This is a genomic window from Actinotignum timonense (genome assembly GCF_030216305.1).
Classification (GTDB): domain Bacteria; phylum Actinomycetota; class Actinomycetes; order Actinomycetales; family Actinomycetaceae; genus Actinotignum; species Actinotignum timonense_A.
The window spans coordinates 14,464-31,543 of the sequence record NZ_JASOKT010000018.1; the positions used below are offsets into that span (position 1 = coordinate 14,464).

The 17,080-nt window shown below is 61.9% G+C and carries 13 protein-coding genes and 1 tRNA gene; 9 read left to right on the plus strand and 5 right to left on the minus strand.

The annotated features are described in order from the left end of the window. Positions 1 to 68: 68 nt before the first annotated feature. Positions 69 to 326, minus strand: a complete 258-nt coding sequence (locus QP305_RS07965; protein WP_284890253.1) for a mycoredoxin — start codon at positions 324 to 326, stop codon at positions 69 to 71. A 103-nt stretch (positions 327 to 429) separates the two neighbouring features. On the opposite strand from QP305_RS07965, the gene QP305_RS07970 reads away from it, so the two are divergent. Continuing rightward, positions 430 to 2,424 carry an ATP-dependent helicase gene (locus QP305_RS07970; protein WP_284904829.1) on the plus strand — a complete coding sequence of 665 codons (1,995 nt, stop codon included), beginning with the start codon at positions 430 to 432 and terminating at the stop codon, positions 2,422 to 2,424. A gap of 180 nt (positions 2,425 to 2,604) precedes the next feature. Here QP305_RS07970 and QP305_RS07975 read toward each other — a convergent pair whose 3' ends face one another. The 3 genes from QP305_RS07975 to QP305_RS07985 all read right to left on the minus strand — a co-directional run bounded on the left by QP305_RS07975 (position 2,605) and on the right by QP305_RS07985 (position 6,673). Beyond that, the gene (locus QP305_RS07975; protein ID WP_284904830.1) at positions 2,605 to 3,582 is read right to left on the minus strand and encodes a hypothetical protein; all 978 of its coding nucleotides are present in this window, start codon (positions 3,580 to 3,582) and stop codon (positions 2,605 to 2,607) included. Between the two features lie 134 nt (positions 3,583 to 3,716). Next, a complete protein-coding gene (locus QP305_RS07980) occupies positions 3,717 to 4,859 on the minus strand; it encodes a hypothetical protein (protein ID WP_284904831.1) in 1,143 nt (380 codons plus the stop codon). Between the two features lie 266 nt (positions 4,860 to 5,125). Continuing rightward, complete coding sequence (locus QP305_RS07985; RefSeq protein WP_284904832.1) at positions 5,126 to 6,673, minus strand: zinc-dependent metalloprotease; 1,548 nt, start codon at positions 6,671 to 6,673, stop codon at positions 5,126 to 5,128. A 141-nt stretch (positions 6,674 to 6,814) separates the two neighbouring features. Between QP305_RS07985 and QP305_RS07990 the strand changes: the two genes are divergently transcribed. From QP305_RS07990 to QP305_RS08015, 6 genes are all read left to right on the plus strand, one after another. After that, positions 6,815 to 7,993: a YlbL family protein gene (locus tag QP305_RS07990; protein ID WP_284904833.1), complete on the plus strand. Its 1,179-nt coding sequence runs from the start codon at positions 6,815 to 6,817 to the stop codon at positions 7,991 to 7,993. Between the two features lie 142 nt (positions 7,994 to 8,135). Then, a complete protein-coding gene (locus QP305_RS07995; RefSeq protein WP_284890248.1) occupies positions 8,136 to 11,216 on the plus strand; it encodes a UPF0182 family membrane protein in 3,081 nt (1,026 codons plus the stop codon). Positions 11,217 to 11,460: 244 nt separating this feature from the next. Continuing rightward, on the plus strand, positions 11,461 to 12,858 hold the full coding sequence (locus QP305_RS08000) for a Na+/H+ antiporter family protein (protein ID WP_284904834.1): 1,398 nt from the start codon (positions 11,461 to 11,463) through the stop codon (positions 12,856 to 12,858). 587 nt (positions 12,859 to 13,445) lie between these two features. Next, the gene (locus QP305_RS08005) at positions 13,446 to 14,015 is read left to right on the plus strand and encodes a hypothetical protein (protein ID WP_284904835.1); all 570 of its coding nucleotides are present in this window, start codon (positions 13,446 to 13,448) and stop codon (positions 14,013 to 14,015) included. 76 nt (positions 14,016 to 14,091) lie between these two features. Next, entirely contained in the window at positions 14,092 to 14,685 is a 594-nt protein-coding gene (locus QP305_RS08010) for a signal peptidase I (RefSeq protein WP_284904836.1), read from the plus strand. Further along, complete coding sequence (locus tag QP305_RS08015; protein WP_284904837.1) at positions 14,682 to 15,350, plus strand: hypothetical protein; 669 nt, start codon at positions 14,682 to 14,684, stop codon at positions 15,348 to 15,350. The genes QP305_RS08010 and QP305_RS08015 overlap by 4 nt, the downstream gene beginning before the upstream one ends. 76 nt (positions 15,351 to 15,426) lie before the next feature. On the opposite strand, the gene QP305_RS08020 is transcribed toward QP305_RS08015, so the two are convergent. Then, a tRNA-Met gene (locus QP305_RS08020) sits at positions 15,427 to 15,500 on the minus strand. A 186-nt stretch (positions 15,501 to 15,686) separates the two neighbouring features. Here QP305_RS08020 and QP305_RS08025 point away from each other — a divergent pair. Then, positions 15,687 to 16,571, plus strand: a complete 885-nt coding sequence (locus tag QP305_RS08025; RefSeq protein WP_284904838.1) for a LysR family transcriptional regulator — start codon at positions 15,687 to 15,689, stop codon at positions 16,569 to 16,571. Between the two features lie 268 nt (positions 16,572 to 16,839). Then, positions 16,840 to 17,080, plus strand: a 241-nt coding sequence (locus QP305_RS08030) for a hypothetical protein (RefSeq protein WP_284904839.1), incomplete at its 3' end; no start/stop codon positions are given.

Sequence of the window (17,080 nt, forward strand, 5' to 3'; positions counted from 1 at the left end):
GTGCTGGCGGTGGCGCGGGCACCCGCACTTGTTCCGGGATCGCTCTACCACCGGCCCGAGTGTGAGTTTTAGCTCCCGGGGGAGGCGAGTTCGGCGAGTTTCGCCTGCACCTCTTTCAGGCTCGGATTCGTCAGGGTGGCGCCGTCGGCAAACTCAAGAGTGGGCACCACTTTATTGCCACCGTTGAGGGCCGCAACCTTCACGGCCGCGGCCTCATCCTCCTCAATATTCACCTCATCCCAGGTGATACCAGCCCGCTTGAGCTGGGCGGAAAGGTTACGGCAGTAGCCGCACCACGAGGTTGTATACATTGTGAGATCAGCCATGAGGTGATCGTACGGGCTGGGCGCGCGGCTCGCCACGAGTTTCGATAAGGGGAAAATTTCTGTCGTAGGCGTGTGGCATCCTGAGAGGGCAAGGAGGAACACGATGGATTCACCCGAGGAATTGCTGGAATTTCTGGACCCGGATCAGCGCGCGGTCGCCACCGCATTGCGCGGGCCGGTATGCGTGCGCGCCGGGGCAGGCACCGGGAAAACCCGCGCTATTACCTACCGGATCGCCTACGGCGTGCGTAGCGGGGCCTACGTACCGCAGAACGTGCTGGCGGTTACCTTCACCTCCCGCGCGGCCGGGGAATTGCGCTCGCGCTTACGGGACCTCGGGGTGGGCGGGGTGCCGGCCCTCACTTTCCACGCCGCGGCACTGCGCCAACTCTCCTACTTCTGGGGCACCGCGGTGGGGGGAACCATCCCGCGGATTACCGAATCGAAATTCGGCCTGGTCTCCCAGGCAGCCGGCCAGATCGGCCTGCCCACCGATAAAGTGAGTATCCGCGATCTCACCGCGGAAATTGAATGGGCCAAAGTCTCCATGATCAGCCCGGATAATTATCCGGAAGCCGCCCTGGCGGCCGGGCGTGGGGAAGTCGCCGGTCAGCTCAGTACCGATATTGCGCGGTTGGCGAAAGCCTATGAAGAAGTGAAAACCGAACGCCGCGTCCTCGATTTTGATGATGTGCTCCTCCTCCTCGTGGGCATCCTGCTCGATCGGGCGGATATCGCCCGCCAGATACGCGAGCAATACCGCCACTTCGTTGTGGATGAATACCAGGATGTGTCCCCCCTCCAGCACCGCCTGCTCCAGCTATGGTTGGGGGATCGCAAGGATCTGTGCGTCGTCGGGGATGTTTCCCAGACCATTTATTCCTTCGCCGGGGCATCCTCCACTTACCTAGCCCGTTTCCAGCAGGAATACCCGCGCGCTCGCGTTATTGAACTCACCCGTGACTACCGTTCCACCCCGCAAATCGTGGCGGCCGCGAATACCGTGATTGCCGATGATGTGTCGGAAGGCGCGGTGCAGCTAGTTTCCCAGCGTCGCTCCGGGCGCCCGGTTACTTTCCAGGAATACGAATCGGATGGAGCGGAAGCCGCCGGGGTGGTCAGCGCTATCCAGGCGCTCGCCGCGGAAGGCACCGCGCTCTCAGAAATCGCTATCCTCTACCGCACCAATGCCCAATCGGCAGAATTTGAGGCGGCGCTGTCCAAAGCGGGGGTGTCCTACCAGGTTCGGGGTGCGGAAAAATTCTTCTCGCGCCGCGATGTGCGTGAAGCTATGGTGGCCATGCGTGCCGCGGCACGCTCCGGGGTGAGCGGCCCGCTGGCAGATAATGTGCGTACCGTGCTGCGCCAAATGGGCTGGCGGGATGAAGCTCCGGCCACCGCCGGCTCGGCCCGGGAAAAATGGGAAGCGCTCCACGCTCTCATCACCCTCGCGGAAGATATGGAGGATAGCCGGGATGCCTCCATGATGGATTTCGTGGTGGAACTGGAAGAACGCGCCGCCACCCAGAACGTCCCGGAATTGGAAGGCGTGACCCTGTCCTCCCTGCACGCCGCTAAGGGCCTGGAATGGGAAGCGGTCTTTTTGGTGGGGATGAGCGAAGGGCTCATGCCTATTTCCCTGGCGAAGAAACCCGCGGCCATTGAAGAAGAACGCCGCCTCCTCTACGTGGGAATCACGCGGGCCCAAGAATTTTTGCAGATCTCCTATGCCGCCTCCTCGGGGCATCGCTCGGGAAAGAAAGTCTCCCGTTTCCTCACCGGCTTGTGGCCACAACCGGAAGATGAAGAAACCTCGCGGGCCACCCGCTACCGGCGCCGCTCCCGCGCCGCCGCGGAAGAATTCGCCGCCGTCTACCCCGAAGATGTGGCGCTTTTTGAGGAACTCGCGGCCTGGCGCGCCCAGCGTGCCCAAGCCACCGGCAAACCGGCCTACACAATTTTCCATGACACCACGCTGCGCGCCCTCGCCATAGCCAAACCGCGCAGCATCCACGCCCTCGCCCAGATCAAGGGGGTGGGAGCCACGAAACTTGCTATCTACGGGGAAGAAATCCTCGCCCTGCTAGCCGGGCACTGAGCGCGGGTGCGTGTGCCCGGGATGGGTGATAGGCGCGCGGCTAGATTATGTCGTGTGGTGCAGTTGGTAATTTCCAGTACTTTAGTCAGATATTTGATGTTTCCATGAGAGACCATTGAGAAAACTGAGAGATTACTGGCTCAGTGCTTGTTGGCGCAAGCACCGAGCCACCTTTCACTTTTACGGACAAGGGATTAGCTTGCTATTCCCATATTCGTCAGCCCATGAGCACCACTTTTCATTGTCGAGGACCCAGCCGCTGTCTACCCAAACACCGTCATCATTCGTGGGGCCCGGGCCCGGGCCCGGCGCCGGGGCAGGCGCGGGCGCTGCTGGTGCGAGTGACTCGTAATCCGAACCCGAATCGCTGCCAGTAGATTCCGAACCACCAGACGCTGCTATCGGCGCAGAAGGTGCCGGAGCCTGGGCGGCCGCCACCTTCCCGTTCAACGCCTCGACCCGGCTTTGGAGAGCTACGGCCTTTTCCTTGAGAGCAGACAAGCGCGCGCTTTTCCCGGAAGCCGTCAAGTTTTCACAATCACCAGCTAGGGCGTCGGCTTCGCCGGCAAGATTCTCGATACCTCGGGCGCTGTCCTTGGCCGCCTCACACGACTCGGCCAAGGCTGCACCTTCGCCGTTCAAGTAGGTCGTGACGGCATCCTGGAATTGTGCATCGAGCTTCTCTGTCATCGTCTTAATTTGGGTTGCCTGCGCTTCAAAATCCGTAGCCGCGGCTCGCAAAGCCTCCGCACGAGACCGCGCCGAAACAGCATCCAAATCCTTAGCGCTCGCCGGGTTGAGGGGCTGGGCAAGCCCAGCGCGGGCCGTCTCTACTACCTGACTCAATGCTTGGCAGTCAGCGGGCGCGCCGCCGTCAGCCTCACACTCCTGCACTGTGAACCCCACACCATCAGCGGCATGGTTCAGCTTGGTACGGGCCTGCTCGTTGAGCGTGACCGCTTGCGAATAGGCGGCGCGGGCATCGTCAAGACTGCTTGATCGTTGCGCCCAGTAGACGCTCGCACCGGCGGTGACCGCAGCTATGATAGCCACGCTCGGCCACAGCCACACACGTTTACCACGGTCCTGCCCGGTAGCGGTATCGTCGCTGGCCACAGCAGCAGTTGCTTCGGCCGGTGTATTTACCCGCTCGCTCAACACATACCTCCTTTTCGCCAAAACTTTCATAGACATATAGGTTGATTTTTCTTAGCGTAACCCGCAATTACGGTTCACTAGAACACCAAACCGCACCGGTTTTGCCTCGCTGATTACGGTTCCTGGAGGTGCGCTTAGGGCGCTGCGGGTTCTGCTTCGCACGAGCAACTCTCATGCGGGGCCAGCGCAACCCGGTAGGGGAACCCGGGAAGCGGGGGCACCACCCACTGGGATCCGCGGGCCCGCTCGGCATGCCCGCTCAAAACCAAGAGCACACCATGTACCGCAAGCGCAGCCGCCAGAGACACCCCGGGAGTAAACGGAGCACCCCCACGGGAACTAAATACCTGCGGAGCCAAATAACGCCACGCCGGATCCGCATCCATCGCCGCGAAAAGCAAACACCTGGCACACGGCCCACTCCCGGGAACCACCACCGGCCCCACCCGAATATCAATATCCTCCGCATAAGCCAGCAGATAAGGAATCCGCTGCCTCTCCCACAAGGCACATCGCTGCGGATCAGGCAAGTGCACAGACGTCACCAAAGCCAGAGTCGGCGGGCCACACTCCACAGCCGCCGCAGTCCCCGCAGCCCACGCGGCCGAATAATTCCCGCGCAGGGTGGTCCCTGCCGCCGCACGAGCATTCCGCCCCGTAGACCCCGCGGTCCCGGCCGCCCCCGCTGACGCGCGAGCACCACGCTCTGTGGCACCCGCGGCGAGACTCCCGCGCCTCGCGGCCCGGCCCATTCCCAGCGGCGTGACTGGCTGCGCCTGTGCATCAACCTCGATAACCGTGGTACCCCAACCACGCTCGCGAAAATAACTCTGGAGAACCTGCTGGCGGGCAAAAGTACGCCACGTCGGCCGCCGGAAAATCGGGTGATCACCGCTGTGCGGCCTACTCGTATCCGGAGTGAGAATATAACCCAAGCCACTCGCGGCAAGATGCAGACAGATCTCCACCGCGAGCGGATCCAAACGCTCCACGAAAACCGCACGCCAGGCCAGATCAGGGAAAGCAGGCGGAGAAACCTCCAGCAGCCCCGCATCACGAAGCGCACCCAGCAGCGAACGCGCCCGCACCTCACTCACCCCGTGCAGCTCGCACGCAGCAAAAAACTCACTTTCCGTACTGGCAGACGTCATAGAAGAAACCGCCCGCTGTTCCGCAGTGGAAAGACCGCGCAGCCGCAGCGCTACCCGCGGATCCAAGCCGACCTGCACCTCGTGCGTATCCGACCAATACACCCCTAGCGGCGAGCGGATCATCATGAGAACACCTTGAACAACACCATGGGCACAGCATAAAAAGCACAGCGCCACAGCGCGACAGCCCATCCACAGGCCCGGGCGTTATCCCCAGGTGCACTCTCGCCACACTGTTCAGGGAGCTTAGTTATCCACAGATCGCCCCGCGGGCCCGGCCGAATCGCCATCGCCAGAGCTAGCGGGAGATCGGTCAGCTAGCCGTGCGCTCAGTCAGCTAGCCGCGCGATCAGTCAGCCAGCGGGGCGATCAATCAGCTAGCAGCGGATCAATCAGCTAGCAGAAGGATCAGTCGTTCCAGAGTCCCCGTTGGCCGAGGGCGGCGTCGTCGTACCGAAACCCGGTTCGTGCGGCGCGTCCCCGAAAGGCGTGCCCCCGTCACTATTGCTCAGCAGTTCCTCGAGGAAAGCGTCCAGCTCCTCATCCAGCGCGGAAGGCTGCTCCTCCGGGAAGAAGAAACGGTCCGGATTATCCAGATGCTCGGGTAGCGGCAGCAAATCGGGATGCTTCCAGAGTGCATCGCGCCCCTCCATCCCGCGCTCGCGAGCGGCCCGCGCCCAGAACGCCGCCGCCTCCCGCAACCGCCGCGGCGCAATATCGAAACCAACAAGCGGACCGAAAACGCGGTTCGACGGCGCTTCGGTGACTTCGCGGCGGGTGAGAGCCTCAGAAAGCTTCATGCTTTGGGGCAGCTGGGCCGCCACCGCGGTGCTCGTGACCGCGCTCACCCAACCGGCCACCAGCGAAACAATATGCTCGAGGCGTTCGAGCGTGGATTGCTGGGCGGGGGTGCGGGTAAAGGCGAATACCTCGTTCATATCCAGCTGCGGCATCTGCCCGGACATGAGCTGTTCGGGATCGAGCTGGAGTTCGCGGACCTTCTCCTCGATGGCCTCGGTATCGATGGCGATATCCGCGGCGTAGGCGGCTACGGCGTCCAGAATCGTGCTGCGCAGCCACGGGACCTGGGAAAAGAGCCGGGCCGCGGCCTGTTCGCGCACCGCCACGTACAGCTCCACTTCGCGCGCGTCCACATCCAAGCCCTCGGCGAAAGCGGACACATTAGCAGGTACCAGCGCGGCCGTTTCCCCCTCGACCAGCGGGAAGCCGGCGTCCGCGGTACCGAAAGAAATCTGGGCCAGTTCAGCCAAACCCTGGCCGTATTGCATTCCTAATAACGACGCCGTCATTCCCGCGAGCATCCCCTCGAGCCCTCCGGGGATCCCCCCGAGCATCCCGCCCGAGAGCATCTGGCGCATTTCCTCCGGGGCGCGTTCCAGCTGGGAACTGAGAGCCTCGCCGAAAGCCCGCGCGAGATTCGCGCCCACCGGCGCGGTGAGTTTACGGAACGTCGGGAGGGAATGCGCGATCCAATCCAGGCGCGACCACACCTGATTGGGGCCGCGCGGCGGATCGAAAACCGTGACCGGATCGAGCCACAAACTCGCCACGTCCATCGCCGAACGAGCCTGATCGCCCGCGGCCGCGGTGGGAAGCCCCGGGCCGGCCTTATTCACGGTATCCCGGGCCACCTGCTCCCCGATTTTCCAATTGACCGGCCCGTCACCCGAGGAACCGAGCATGGCGCGGATCTGATTCATGACCAGCCCGATATCGGCGGGCATGCCCCTCCCCGGGATGCTGCCCGAGCTTCCCGTGCCGCTGCCGGTGCCGGCAGCTCCGCCGGGCTGCGTCACGCCGCCGGGTTGTGCGTTGCCGCCGGGGGCGAGGGAGCGCAGGATTTCCTCGGCAGCGTCATCGCCGAGCACCGCCCGCAGCATCTTTTCCCATTCGTCACGCGGCTGTGAATTCTCAGTCATTCTTCTCCTCGAGGTCCACCACTAAGCCTAAAACACCGCCGGCCCGCGCGGGTAGGCGCCTCAGCCCCTGGCGCAGCAGCCGGTATATAAAGGTGAGCAGCGGTAGGCCTGCGCCGCGCGATCAGGCATGATGGATAGGTGATGAAAAAACGTGGTCAGGTAGGTAGCCCCCGTTCCGCGCGCCGTGGTTCCGGCGGCGTGCCCCATAGCTCCGCCTCCGCGCGCCGCGGTTCCCGTTCCGCGCGCCGCAGCGGCTTTGCTTTTGCGAGCCTGGCGGCCCTCGCCCTCCTTATCCCGGGTGCCTACACGGTGGAAATGGCCGGCCCGGCCCTGGACGTGACCGGGGAAGTGGCCGGCACCCGGCTGGTGAAGGTGGAGGGCGTGCCCACCTATCCCACCGATACCCAGCTCTATATGACCACGGTTTCCGCGGCGGGCAATCCCGAGGTGGGCACCCTGGGCGCGCACGCCCTGTGGGCGCTGGTTGACCAGGAATCCCAGCTAGTGCCGGTGCGCCTGCTTTACCCGCCCACGCTCTCCAGCGCGGAAGACGATGCCCGCAACGCCGAACTCATGAATAATTCCCAAACGGTGGCAGCCGCCGTGGCCCTGGAAAAGGCCGGCCACCCCGTCACCATGAAGCTGCGGGTGGTGGATATCCCGGAAGGGTCCCCGGCCGCCGGCCAGCTTGAGCCAGACGATATTATTACCGGCATTACCGCTCCGGGCGCCGCCCCCACCACCGTCTCCACCTTCGGGAACCTCTCCACAGTCCTGCACGCCACCGAACCGGGCAGCACCGTGACGGTTTCCTACCAGCGCGGCGGCGAAGCGGGCACCACCACGATCATTACCGCGCCCTTCCCGCCGGACGAAACCGGCTGGGTCCACCCCGGCTCCCTCCTGGGCGTTTCCCTCGCGGTGGAGGATGTACAGCTGCCGGCCACCGTCACCTACGCGGTGGAAGGCATCGGCGGGCCTTCGGCCGGCCTCATGTTCGCGCTGGGCATGTACGACGAACTCACCCCCGGCTCCCTGGGCGGGGCCGCCGCCATCGCCGGCACCGGAACCCTCGCCTTTAACGGGGAGGTGGGCCCCATCGGCGGCATCCAACACAAGATCGTGGGGGCTCAGCGCCGCGGCGCCACCGATTTCCTCGCCCCGGCCGCGAATTGCGGGGAAACAATCGGGTACGAACCGGAAGGCTTACGTATCTGGGCGGTGCGGAATTTTGACGACGCCGCAGCAGCCGTCCGTGCTATTGGCGCGGGGCGTACCCCGAAACTCCCCACCTGCCAGGATGTGGCCGCGGGCCGGTAGGGGCGTGTTCGCGGGCGGCGTCGTCGTACCAAAAAACCGTTGACGCACGCGCGATTCTCAGCTTTTTCCGCTATGTTTGATAGGGAATAGTGATGGCCGGGCGCGCCTTGCGCTGCGCCGCGGAAGAAGTTGAGGATTTCGTTTGAGTACAACCGCACATCCCCGTTTGAGGCGGGAGACGCCGGGAGCTTTTTGGTGGACACTGGGTGTTCTGGCCATTCTGCTCGTGGCGCTCGTCGTCGGATCGGGCGTTTACACCGACGTTAAATGGTACGAACAAATCGGCGCGGCCCGCGTGTTCTGGACCCAATGGGGCTGGACCATCGCGCTGGGCACCATCGGCACCCTCCTGGTTGCTATCGTGCTGTGGCTGAATTTCCGCCTGGCGCGCAGCAAGGACGAGGGCATTATGGCCCCCAGCGTCGCGAACTACCGGAAAGCGGCGGAAAAGTACCGCTGGGCCACCAACCTGGGCCTGCCGCTGCTCGCCGGCGTGATTTTCGGCGCGCCGCTCTCCGGGGAATGGCGCACCTACCTCATGTGGATTTTCCGCACGCCCTTCGGGGATACGGATCCGCAATTCGGGCGCGATGTGGCGTTCTATGTGTTCACGCTCCCGGTGCTGCAATCGGCGCTGAGCTTCGCGATCACCCTGCTGGTGATCGGGGCGATCGGCGCGGTGCTGGGCCATTACCTCTACGGCGGGGTCACGGTGGATTCGGGCAAGGTGCGGGTACGCAACCGGGCCCGGGTGCATTTCTCCGTGCTGGGGCTGCTGGCCTTTATCCTGGTGGCCGCCTACTTCTGGCTGAGCCGCTACACCCTGCTGCTCTCCAATAATGATCGTTTCTCCGGGGCGTCCTATACAGATATTAACGCCAAGCTTCCCGGGCTCACGATCCTCGCGATTACCTTCCTGGCTATCGCGGTGCTCTTCGTGATTTCGGCGCTGCGCGGTTCCTGGCGGATTATTACCGCGGGCCTGGTGGTGGCCCTGGTGACCGGCGCTACGGTGGGCTGGGCCTGGCCGGCGCTGGTGGAACGCTTCCGGGTCACCCCGAACGCCATCGAGATGGAAACGCCGTATATTGACCGCAATATCTCGGCCACCCTCAAGGCCTACGGCCTGAACGATATCGAAACGATCCCCTATAACGCCCGCACGGATGCGGAAGCCGGGCAGCTGCGTAATGACGCGGAATCCACCGCGCAAATCCGCCTCCTCGACCCGAATATCGTCTCGCCCACCTTCAACCAGATGCAGCAGAACCGCCAGTACTACGGTTTCGCTTCCCAGCTGGCGGTGGATCGCTATAACCTCAATAAGACGGACCGGGACACCGTGATCGCGGTGCGTGAACTCAACCTGGACGGCCTGGGCCCGGACCAGCGCAACTGGGTCAATGACCACACGGTCTACACCCACGGCTACGGCGTGGTGGCCGCCTACGGCAATACCACCTCCGCTTCCGGCGCCCCGCAATTCCTCCAGTACGGTATTCCTTCCCAGGGTGAACTGGGCGAATACGAACCGCGCGTGTACTTCGGGCAGAAGAGCCCCGAATACTCCATTGTGGGTGCCCCGGAAGGAACCGCGCCATGGGAGATTGACTATCCTTCCGACGCTGCGGAAGGCTCGCAGGTTCTCAATACCTATACGGGCGACGGCGGCCCCTCGGTCGGCAACTTCTTTGACAAACTCATGTTTGCTATCAAGTTCCGCTCCACGGATATTTTCTTCTCCGACCGCGTGACCTCCGAATCGCAAATCCTCTTCAACCGCGACCCGCACGAGCGGGTGCGCAAGGTGGCCCCCTACCTGACCTTGGATTCCAAGGCCTACCCGGCCGTGGTGGATATGGACGGGGATCCGGCCACCCCCAAGCGCCTGGTGTGGATTATCGACGGCTACACCACCTCGAATAACTACCCGTATTCGGCGCGGGAATCCCTGGCGGCGGCCACCACGGACGCCCTCAATTCGCGCGGCATGTACGGGGCGGCCTCAGGGCAGGATGTCAATTACATCCGTAACTCCGTCAAGACGGTTGTGGATGCCTATGACGGCTCGGTGTCTCTCTACAAGTGGGATGAGAAGGACCCGATCCTGCGGGCTTGGGAATCGATCTTCCCGGGCATGGTGCAGCCGCTGGAGAAGATGTCCGGGGATCTCATGGCGCATGTGCGCTACCCCGAGGATCTGTTCAAGACCCAGCGTTCGCTGCTGACCCGCTACCACGTCAAGGACCCGGCATCCTTCTACTCCGGTGGTGACTTCTGGAATGTTCCGAACGAGCCGGCGGTGGATACGGCCGGGGCCAGCGGGATCGCCGCGGCGCAAACCGATAGCAAGCAGCCGCCCTACTACCTGACGCTGCAGATGCCGGGCCAGGATTCCGCGGAGTTCTCCCTGTCCACGGGCTATATCCCGGGCGGTCAGACGGACCGCAATATTATGACCGGCTTCTTCGCGGTGGATTCCAATGCGGGCTCCACGCCGGGGGAGAAGCGCGAAGGCTACGGCAAGTTGCGGCTCCTCGAGCTGCCGCGCGACCTCACGGTTCCCGGCCCGGGCCAGGCGCAGAACAACTTCCTCTCCGACCAGAACGTTTCCCGCGCGCTCAACCTGCTGCGTTCGGGCGGTACCACGGTGCGGATGGGTAATCTGCTCACCCTCCCGGTGGGGGGTGGCATGCTCTACGTGCAGCCGGTCTACGTGCAGGCTTCGCAGGGCACCACCTACCCGCTTATGCAGTACGTGCTCACGGCGTTCGGTGACGGGAATATCGGCTTCGCGCCCACCCTGGAGGAGGCCCTCAACCAGACCTTCGGCGGTGATTCGGGTGCCCAGGCCGGGGACGCCGGATTGCAGAACGTCAAGGAAGATATTTCCGCCGGGGAAGGCAAGGCGCCCGCGGCAGGCACGCCCGGTGCTACGCCGGGTGCCACGCCTGCTCCCGGTACGACGACGCCCACCCAGCCCGCGCCTCAGCAGCCCAGCGCTGCGCCCGGTGCGCCGGCGCCCGCTCCGGCTCCGGCCGCGGGTGGTACCCCGCAAGAGCGTTTGGACGCCGCGCTGCAAAGCATGAAGCAGGCGGTGGGCCAGGCTGATAGCGCAATGAAGAGCGGGGATTGGGCGGCCTACGGGCAGGCCCAGAAGAACCTGCAGACCGCGCTGGACCAGGCCATCGCAGCCCAGAAGGAGCTGGAAGGGGCTAAGTAGCCCCGCATAGGGCGCGGCCCGGCAGCCCGATAGGGCTGGCCTGGCAGTGCTCCTCTCACGTGGCGGCCACCCGAAACCGGGTGGCCGCCACTGGCGTATCTGGGGGGCGGAAGTGGCGGCGTCGTCGATAAAAATACGGCGGAATAGCAACGCACAACGGCCGGTAGTGCAAGAAATAATAGAAAAGCTGCACATTTGTGGATACTTATCCAGGCCGCGGGCGGGACTGGGTATATTCAGCTTTATGAATGCTGTTGTGGTGGCTGTTTGTTTGATGCTCCTCCTCGCGGTACTTCGTGTGCACGTGGTACTGGCTCTGTTTATCGGCGCGCTGGTGGGCGGTGTGCTCAGCGGCATGGGGCTGGAAGGGACCATGGTGGCCTTCCAGGAAGGCCTGGGTGCCGGGGCGAAAATCGCGCTCTCGTACGCGCTGCTCGGTGCGTTTGCGATGGCGGTGGCCCATTCCGGGCTGCCGCGTTTGCTTGCCGATTGGATGCTCGGCCATCTGCGCAGTTCCGATGGCGCGGGCTCGCGCAAACGCACCTTCACCCGCTGGGCAATGCTCGCCGGGATTTGCGCGATGGCGGTCATGAGCCAGAATCTCATCCCGGTGCATATCGCTTTTATCCCGCTGCTCATCCCGCCGCTGCTGGTGGTCATGAATAATCTCCGGCTGGATCGGCGCGCGGTGGCCTGCGTTCTCACTTTTGGCCTGGTGACTACGTATATGTTCCTGCCTATCGGCTTCGGCAAGATCTTCCTCACCGATATTCTGCTGGGGAATATCGCGAAGGCCGGCATGGACGTGAGCGGCATCAACGTCATGAGCGCGATGGCAATTCCGGCGGCGGGGATGGTGGTCGGCCTGCTGCTCGCGGTGTTCGTGACGTACCGCAAGCCGCGCGAGTACCGCGATGTGGCGGTGGATGGTGGCGGTGCTGGCGCGGCTGCGGCGGCCGGCGCGGCCGGAAGCTCTGGCGCGAACGGCGCGGTCCCGGCGATTTCCCGCTACCGCATCGTGGTCTCGCTCGTGGCGATTCTGGTGTGCTTCGGGATCCAGCTGGCGCTCAACGCGGTGGACTCGGATGCCGACGCGCTGCTGGTGGGCGCGCTGGTGGGCCTGTGCGTTTTCATTTTCTCGCGCGCCGTCAAGCTGCACGAAGCCGACGACGTTTTCACCGACGGCATGAAAATGATGGCCCTCATCGGTTTCATTATGATCAGCGCCCAGGGCTTCGCGAATGTCATGAGCGAAAGCGGGCAGATCGAACCGCTCGTGCACGCCACGGCGGCGATGTTCGGGAGTAATAAGGCGATGGCCTCGCTCGCGATGTTGCTGGTGGGGTTGCTGGTGACGATGGGGATTGGTTCGTCCTTCTCCACGCTGCCGATTATCGCGGCGATTTACGTGCCCCTGTGTGCCACGCTGGGATTCTCTCCGCTGGCCACCGTTTCGATTATCGGCACGGCCGGCGCGCTGGGCGATGCCGGTTCTCCCGCCTCGGACTCCACTTTAGGGCCGACGGCGGGGCTCAACGCAGACGGCCAACATGACCATATCCGCGACTCGGTCATCCCCACCTTTATCCATTTCAATATCCCGCTGCTCATCGCGGGCTGGGTTGCTTCGCTGGTGCTGTAGCGGGGTGCTGGCCGCTGGGCTCGGGGGACTGGCTCCGGGGGTTTCGCGGCGTGTGGTGTCCGTAACTACTTCTCGTCGCGTCTGGAGAGGCAACGCGGATGAAGAACGTGTCAGTGAGAGTTCAATTGCATATGTATAAGAACAAAATCGCTGAAAATAAGTCTGGGTTGGATCAGGTTCAGGTTCTTTAAGTGAAGATTGAAGCGCTCACCGTAGTCTATCGTGGCAGTTATCCGGGCAGGAATTCCTTTCGCAAGATATCGGGGTAGTTTCATTCAGAATTACCAGATATGGGCGTGTGTCGGTGTTTTTCACGGGTGGCCTCCAGATCGAGGAAAACCGGGAAGATTCTGGAGCTTTAACGTGGCGCGGCTGCGTTGGATCTCACGTGGAATGCGCACGCATATTCATGCACAATAAGTAAAAGGTTAACGCCGTGGAGGGAAGGTCGACGACGCACAACCGGCCCCGCAGCGCTTTGTCATCGCACGTCATGGGCAGAGCGCGGCGGTGAGGGCTCACCTCCTCGCTTTCCATGGCTGCATGACTACCTCACCGACCACCTGACTTCGTGAAGGAGAAACGCTGTGGAATCACGCAAAAAGCGTTGGCTGATCCCGGTTCTTTTGGCTTGTATCTTCGGGCTGCTCACGGGCGGTGCCTACACCTACTGGGCCGGCACGGTATCTGACCCCGCGGCGAGTACCGACTCGGAAACCGTTGTGATCGGCCAGGGGCAGAACGTGACCACCGAGCTTGATGTTTCCAAGGCGCTCGCCAGCCAGGGGAAGAAGCTGGTTCCCGCCGGGAAAACCGGGGTGAGCATTGGTGGCACGAGCGAGAACGTTGAGTCATTCGATGTTACCTACACCGTGAAGTGGCAGGAGTCGGGTAGCGCTGATGTGATCGACGCGAGCGATAACGTAACCGGCACGCTGGCCGTGACCGAAACCCACCAGATTGAGGGCGTTACCGGCCATGATGATCTGGTCGGCGTAGAAGTTACGCCTGCCAACACCCAGATCAAAGCGGACGGCGAATCAGTCACGGTCACCGTCAAGGTCACCCTCAAGGAGCCTGCGACCAAGGCCGCTTACGATGCCATCGTGGGGCAAAACATCAAGGTAAACCTCACCTTCGCCGTCACCCAGCCCTAAGGTGAGCGCGGCCCTCGAAACGAAGAACTGCCGTGAGCATAGGCGCGGCCCGATACGCGAACGCATAGCGCGGGCCGTGCTGCTGCTCGCGGTTTTCGTGCTGTCCTTTTTCATCGCCGTCGCGGCCCTGCAGCCCAACCTTCTCATCAACACGCTGGGTTGCCGTCCCCTTATCGTGTCGAGCGATTCCATGTCGCCTCGCCTTAATCGCGGCGACGTCGTTGGCGTTGTCCGGGCAGATATAGGGGAGCTGAAAGTGGGGGACATTATCGCGGTTAGCCCGGCGACCAATTTCGTCGTCGTTCATTATCTTGCAGATAAGCGCCGCGATACGGACGGTGGCGTCTTGCTGAAAACCAAGCGCTACGGGGTGGACGAGCCGAAGGACTGGGATTACTGGGGGATTACCCGCGAGCAAGTCATCGGGAAGGTTGGGTTCGTGATACCGAAGATCGGCCACGCGGTGTTCTTCGCGCGCTCGGTGCCAGGCATAATCACGCTGGTCGGCTGCGCCCTTGGTATCTGGGCGATAAGCGCGATCCGGCGCGCGCCGCGTGGTAGTGATGGCGGAAGAGCGGCGGCTGAGATCGTGGAAGCCAAGCGTGTGGAAGTTGAGTGCATGGAAGCCGAGTGCGCGGCAGCTGATCGCGGAGAAGGAAGGCACGCATGACAGCGCTAGGTACGTCCGTGATGAGCGTCGTCTCCTCCTGGGCCATCGCGCTCGCGCCACTGAACGGCTTTTGGGGAGGCGTGGCGAATGTGCAGCTCGAGGGTGGTGGCGATGTGGTGATTGGCATGTGGTACATGCCCGATCCCAATGACACCGCAGCCCCGGACGTGGTGAATTTTGACATTGACAATCCGCCGACCGAGCCCATCAAGAAAGGGAGCATCGTCGTCGTAAAAAAGAACGGCGAGGTGGTGGGCGTGTTCACGGCGCTGCACACGATAGACCCCGCGAATCCGGATTTCAATCCGCTGGACCCGAACGAGCGGTGGGTCCGGCCCATGGTGTACTCGGAAAACACCGCGGAATACCGGCCCTTCCACCACTATCACAACCACGATTACGTGATTTTTGAAGGGAAAACGTACCAGTACGCGTGGGGTGTGGCGCATAATCCGAATACGGTGTCTGAGCGTCCGCCGAGCGCGGGCGAGCCGTACTGGGTCAAGGTCGCCGATGCGCCGATTCAGGACTTGTGGTTCCGGCACCGCATCTACCTGCGCGGCGCCGAGGTGATCTACAAGGGCGTGCGGTATCGGTGCGAGCTGGATGGGCGGGCCGGGTTCCAGCCGGATCATCCCAATAGCGGATGGACGCGGTTAGAGTAGGCAGCTTGCTAACGTGAGCGCGGGTATGGCAAGAGCTCCTGACCTGGTGCTTTCCCTGGTCAGGAGCTCTTCTTCGTGGCGGGGAGAGGATTTGAACCTCTGACCTCCGGGTTATGAGCCCGGCGAGCTACCGAACTGCTCCACCCCGCGGCGACTGTTCTACTATACGGGCTTTGCGGCATGAATGCAAGTGTGATCGTTGTCTCGTAGGTACGGATGGTGCATGTGCGTGAGAATCTATTCAAGGTAGCAGATTCTGTGGTGCGAATTTCGCGAAATTGCGTGGTATAAGTAAACTAACGAAAGTCAAGATATGCACATCTTTATGGGGGCGCGGTGAAGCTGCAGCATCTGGAGGCCTTTGTGGTGGTCGCGAGGGTTGGATCGATCAAAGAAGCTGCGGTTGAGCTGAACTGCAGTCAGCCATCGGTGACCAAGCAAATTCGCGAATTGGAAAAGACCTTAGGCCAAGAACTTCTTGATCGGTCTGGACGTGGGGTTCGGCTTACTCCTGTCGGCGTCCTATTTGCTGGCAGAGCCCGGGAGATTCTCAGTCTCTCGCGGCGTACGGTCGAAGAGTTCAGTATGCTGCACGGCGATATTGGTGGACATGTGGTTGTGGGCACCGTTGAAAGCGCCGCTGTCATCGATGTTGCTCGGGCCATTAAACGTGTGCGGGATAAACATCCTGGAGTTGGCGTGACACTGCGTCGGATACGTAGAGAGACCATTCTGGAAAGGCTTGCCAGTAACGCACTGTCTTTTGCTATTGCTCCGGATTCTTGGGACCTGGCGGGGTATGAGCGCCTGTCCTTGCCAACGCAAGATCGGTGGGGGATTTTAGTTCCTGCGGCTTCTTCTCTCGCAGCGAAGGAAAGCGTGAGTGTGGACGATCTAGAAGGTCTTCCTCTGATTTGTCCGGATGATAGCGTGGGGCACCGCCAGTTGGAGCGGTGGCTAGATGATCACGGTGATCAATGCCAGGTTATTTATGACGTGGTTTACCATGCACCGCAGTTGGTTGATGCTGGGGTTGGGTACGCGATTATCAACGATTGCTCGGCCGGGCGGTGTTCGCCTCTTGGACTGGTATTCGTTCCGCTGGCTCCGGCAAGGCGTTCTGCCACGAGTCTGGTCTGGGATCCGAGCCGTGCGCTCACGCGAGTGGAACTAGCATTTTTGGAGGAAGTGCGCGGAGTTTGTGCTCAGATGCGGGAGTAGATAATAATGTGCACACGAAAACGGACCGCAATCCATCATTAATAGAAATATTATTAACACTGCATATTTAGTGGAGCGGTAGCTGGAGCTGGAAATTCAATTTAAGACGACATCGATCTGTTGGTGTGACCGGAATTCCAGTTAGTTACTTCACATTTTCCTGGGAAATTTCCTAGTAAAACCTGCCAAATGGGTAGAAAGTCCCCTGCGGGGGGGGGTGTTTAAATGCGAAACACCAGGTCAGAATCGTAATCGTGCGATTAATAAAATGTTATTAAAGCGCGAATTTGCAATTTATAGTTGTGTTACGATTCTGAATGATTTAGCTGGTGTGGCGCGTTACTTATTGTGTTTTGGTGATGCTCAGGCGCATCTCTTTCACAAAATTCACCTAAGTGGCGATATGCGCACCCGCAAGTCATCCGATTATCTACCAATGGAGAAAAGATGTCTCACTACACGGGGTCGCTTAATTCGGCACCCGGCATTTTCGCTCCGGCTGGCAATCG

What these genes read in the sequence shown, in the direction of transcription:
- QP305_RS07965 (WP_284890253.1), bottom strand. Translation starts at nt 326, where the DNA reads ATGGCTGATCTCACAATGTATACAACCTCGTGGTGCGGCTACTGCCGT.
- QP305_RS07970 (WP_284904829.1), top strand. Translation starts at nt 430, where the DNA reads ATGGATTCACCCGAGGAATTGCTGGAATTTCTGGACCCGGATCAGCGC.
- QP305_RS07980 (WP_284904831.1), bottom strand. Translation starts at nt 4,859, where the DNA reads ATGATGATCCGCTCGCCGCTAGGGGTGTATTGGTCGGATACGCACGAG.
- QP305_RS07985 (WP_284904832.1), bottom strand. Translation starts at nt 6,673, where the DNA reads ATGACTGAGAATTCACAGCCGCGTGACGAATGGGAAAAGATGCTGCGG.
- QP305_RS07990 (WP_284904833.1), top strand. Translation starts at nt 6,815, where the DNA reads ATGAAAAAACGTGGTCAGGTAGGTAGCCCCCGTTCCGCGCGCCGTGGT.
- QP305_RS08000 (WP_284904834.1), top strand. Translation starts at nt 11,461, where the DNA reads ATGAATGCTGTTGTGGTGGCTGTTTGTTTGATGCTCCTCCTCGCGGTA.
- QP305_RS08015 (WP_284904837.1), top strand. Translation starts at nt 14,682, where the DNA reads ATGACAGCGCTAGGTACGTCCGTGATGAGCGTCGTCTCCTCCTGGGCC.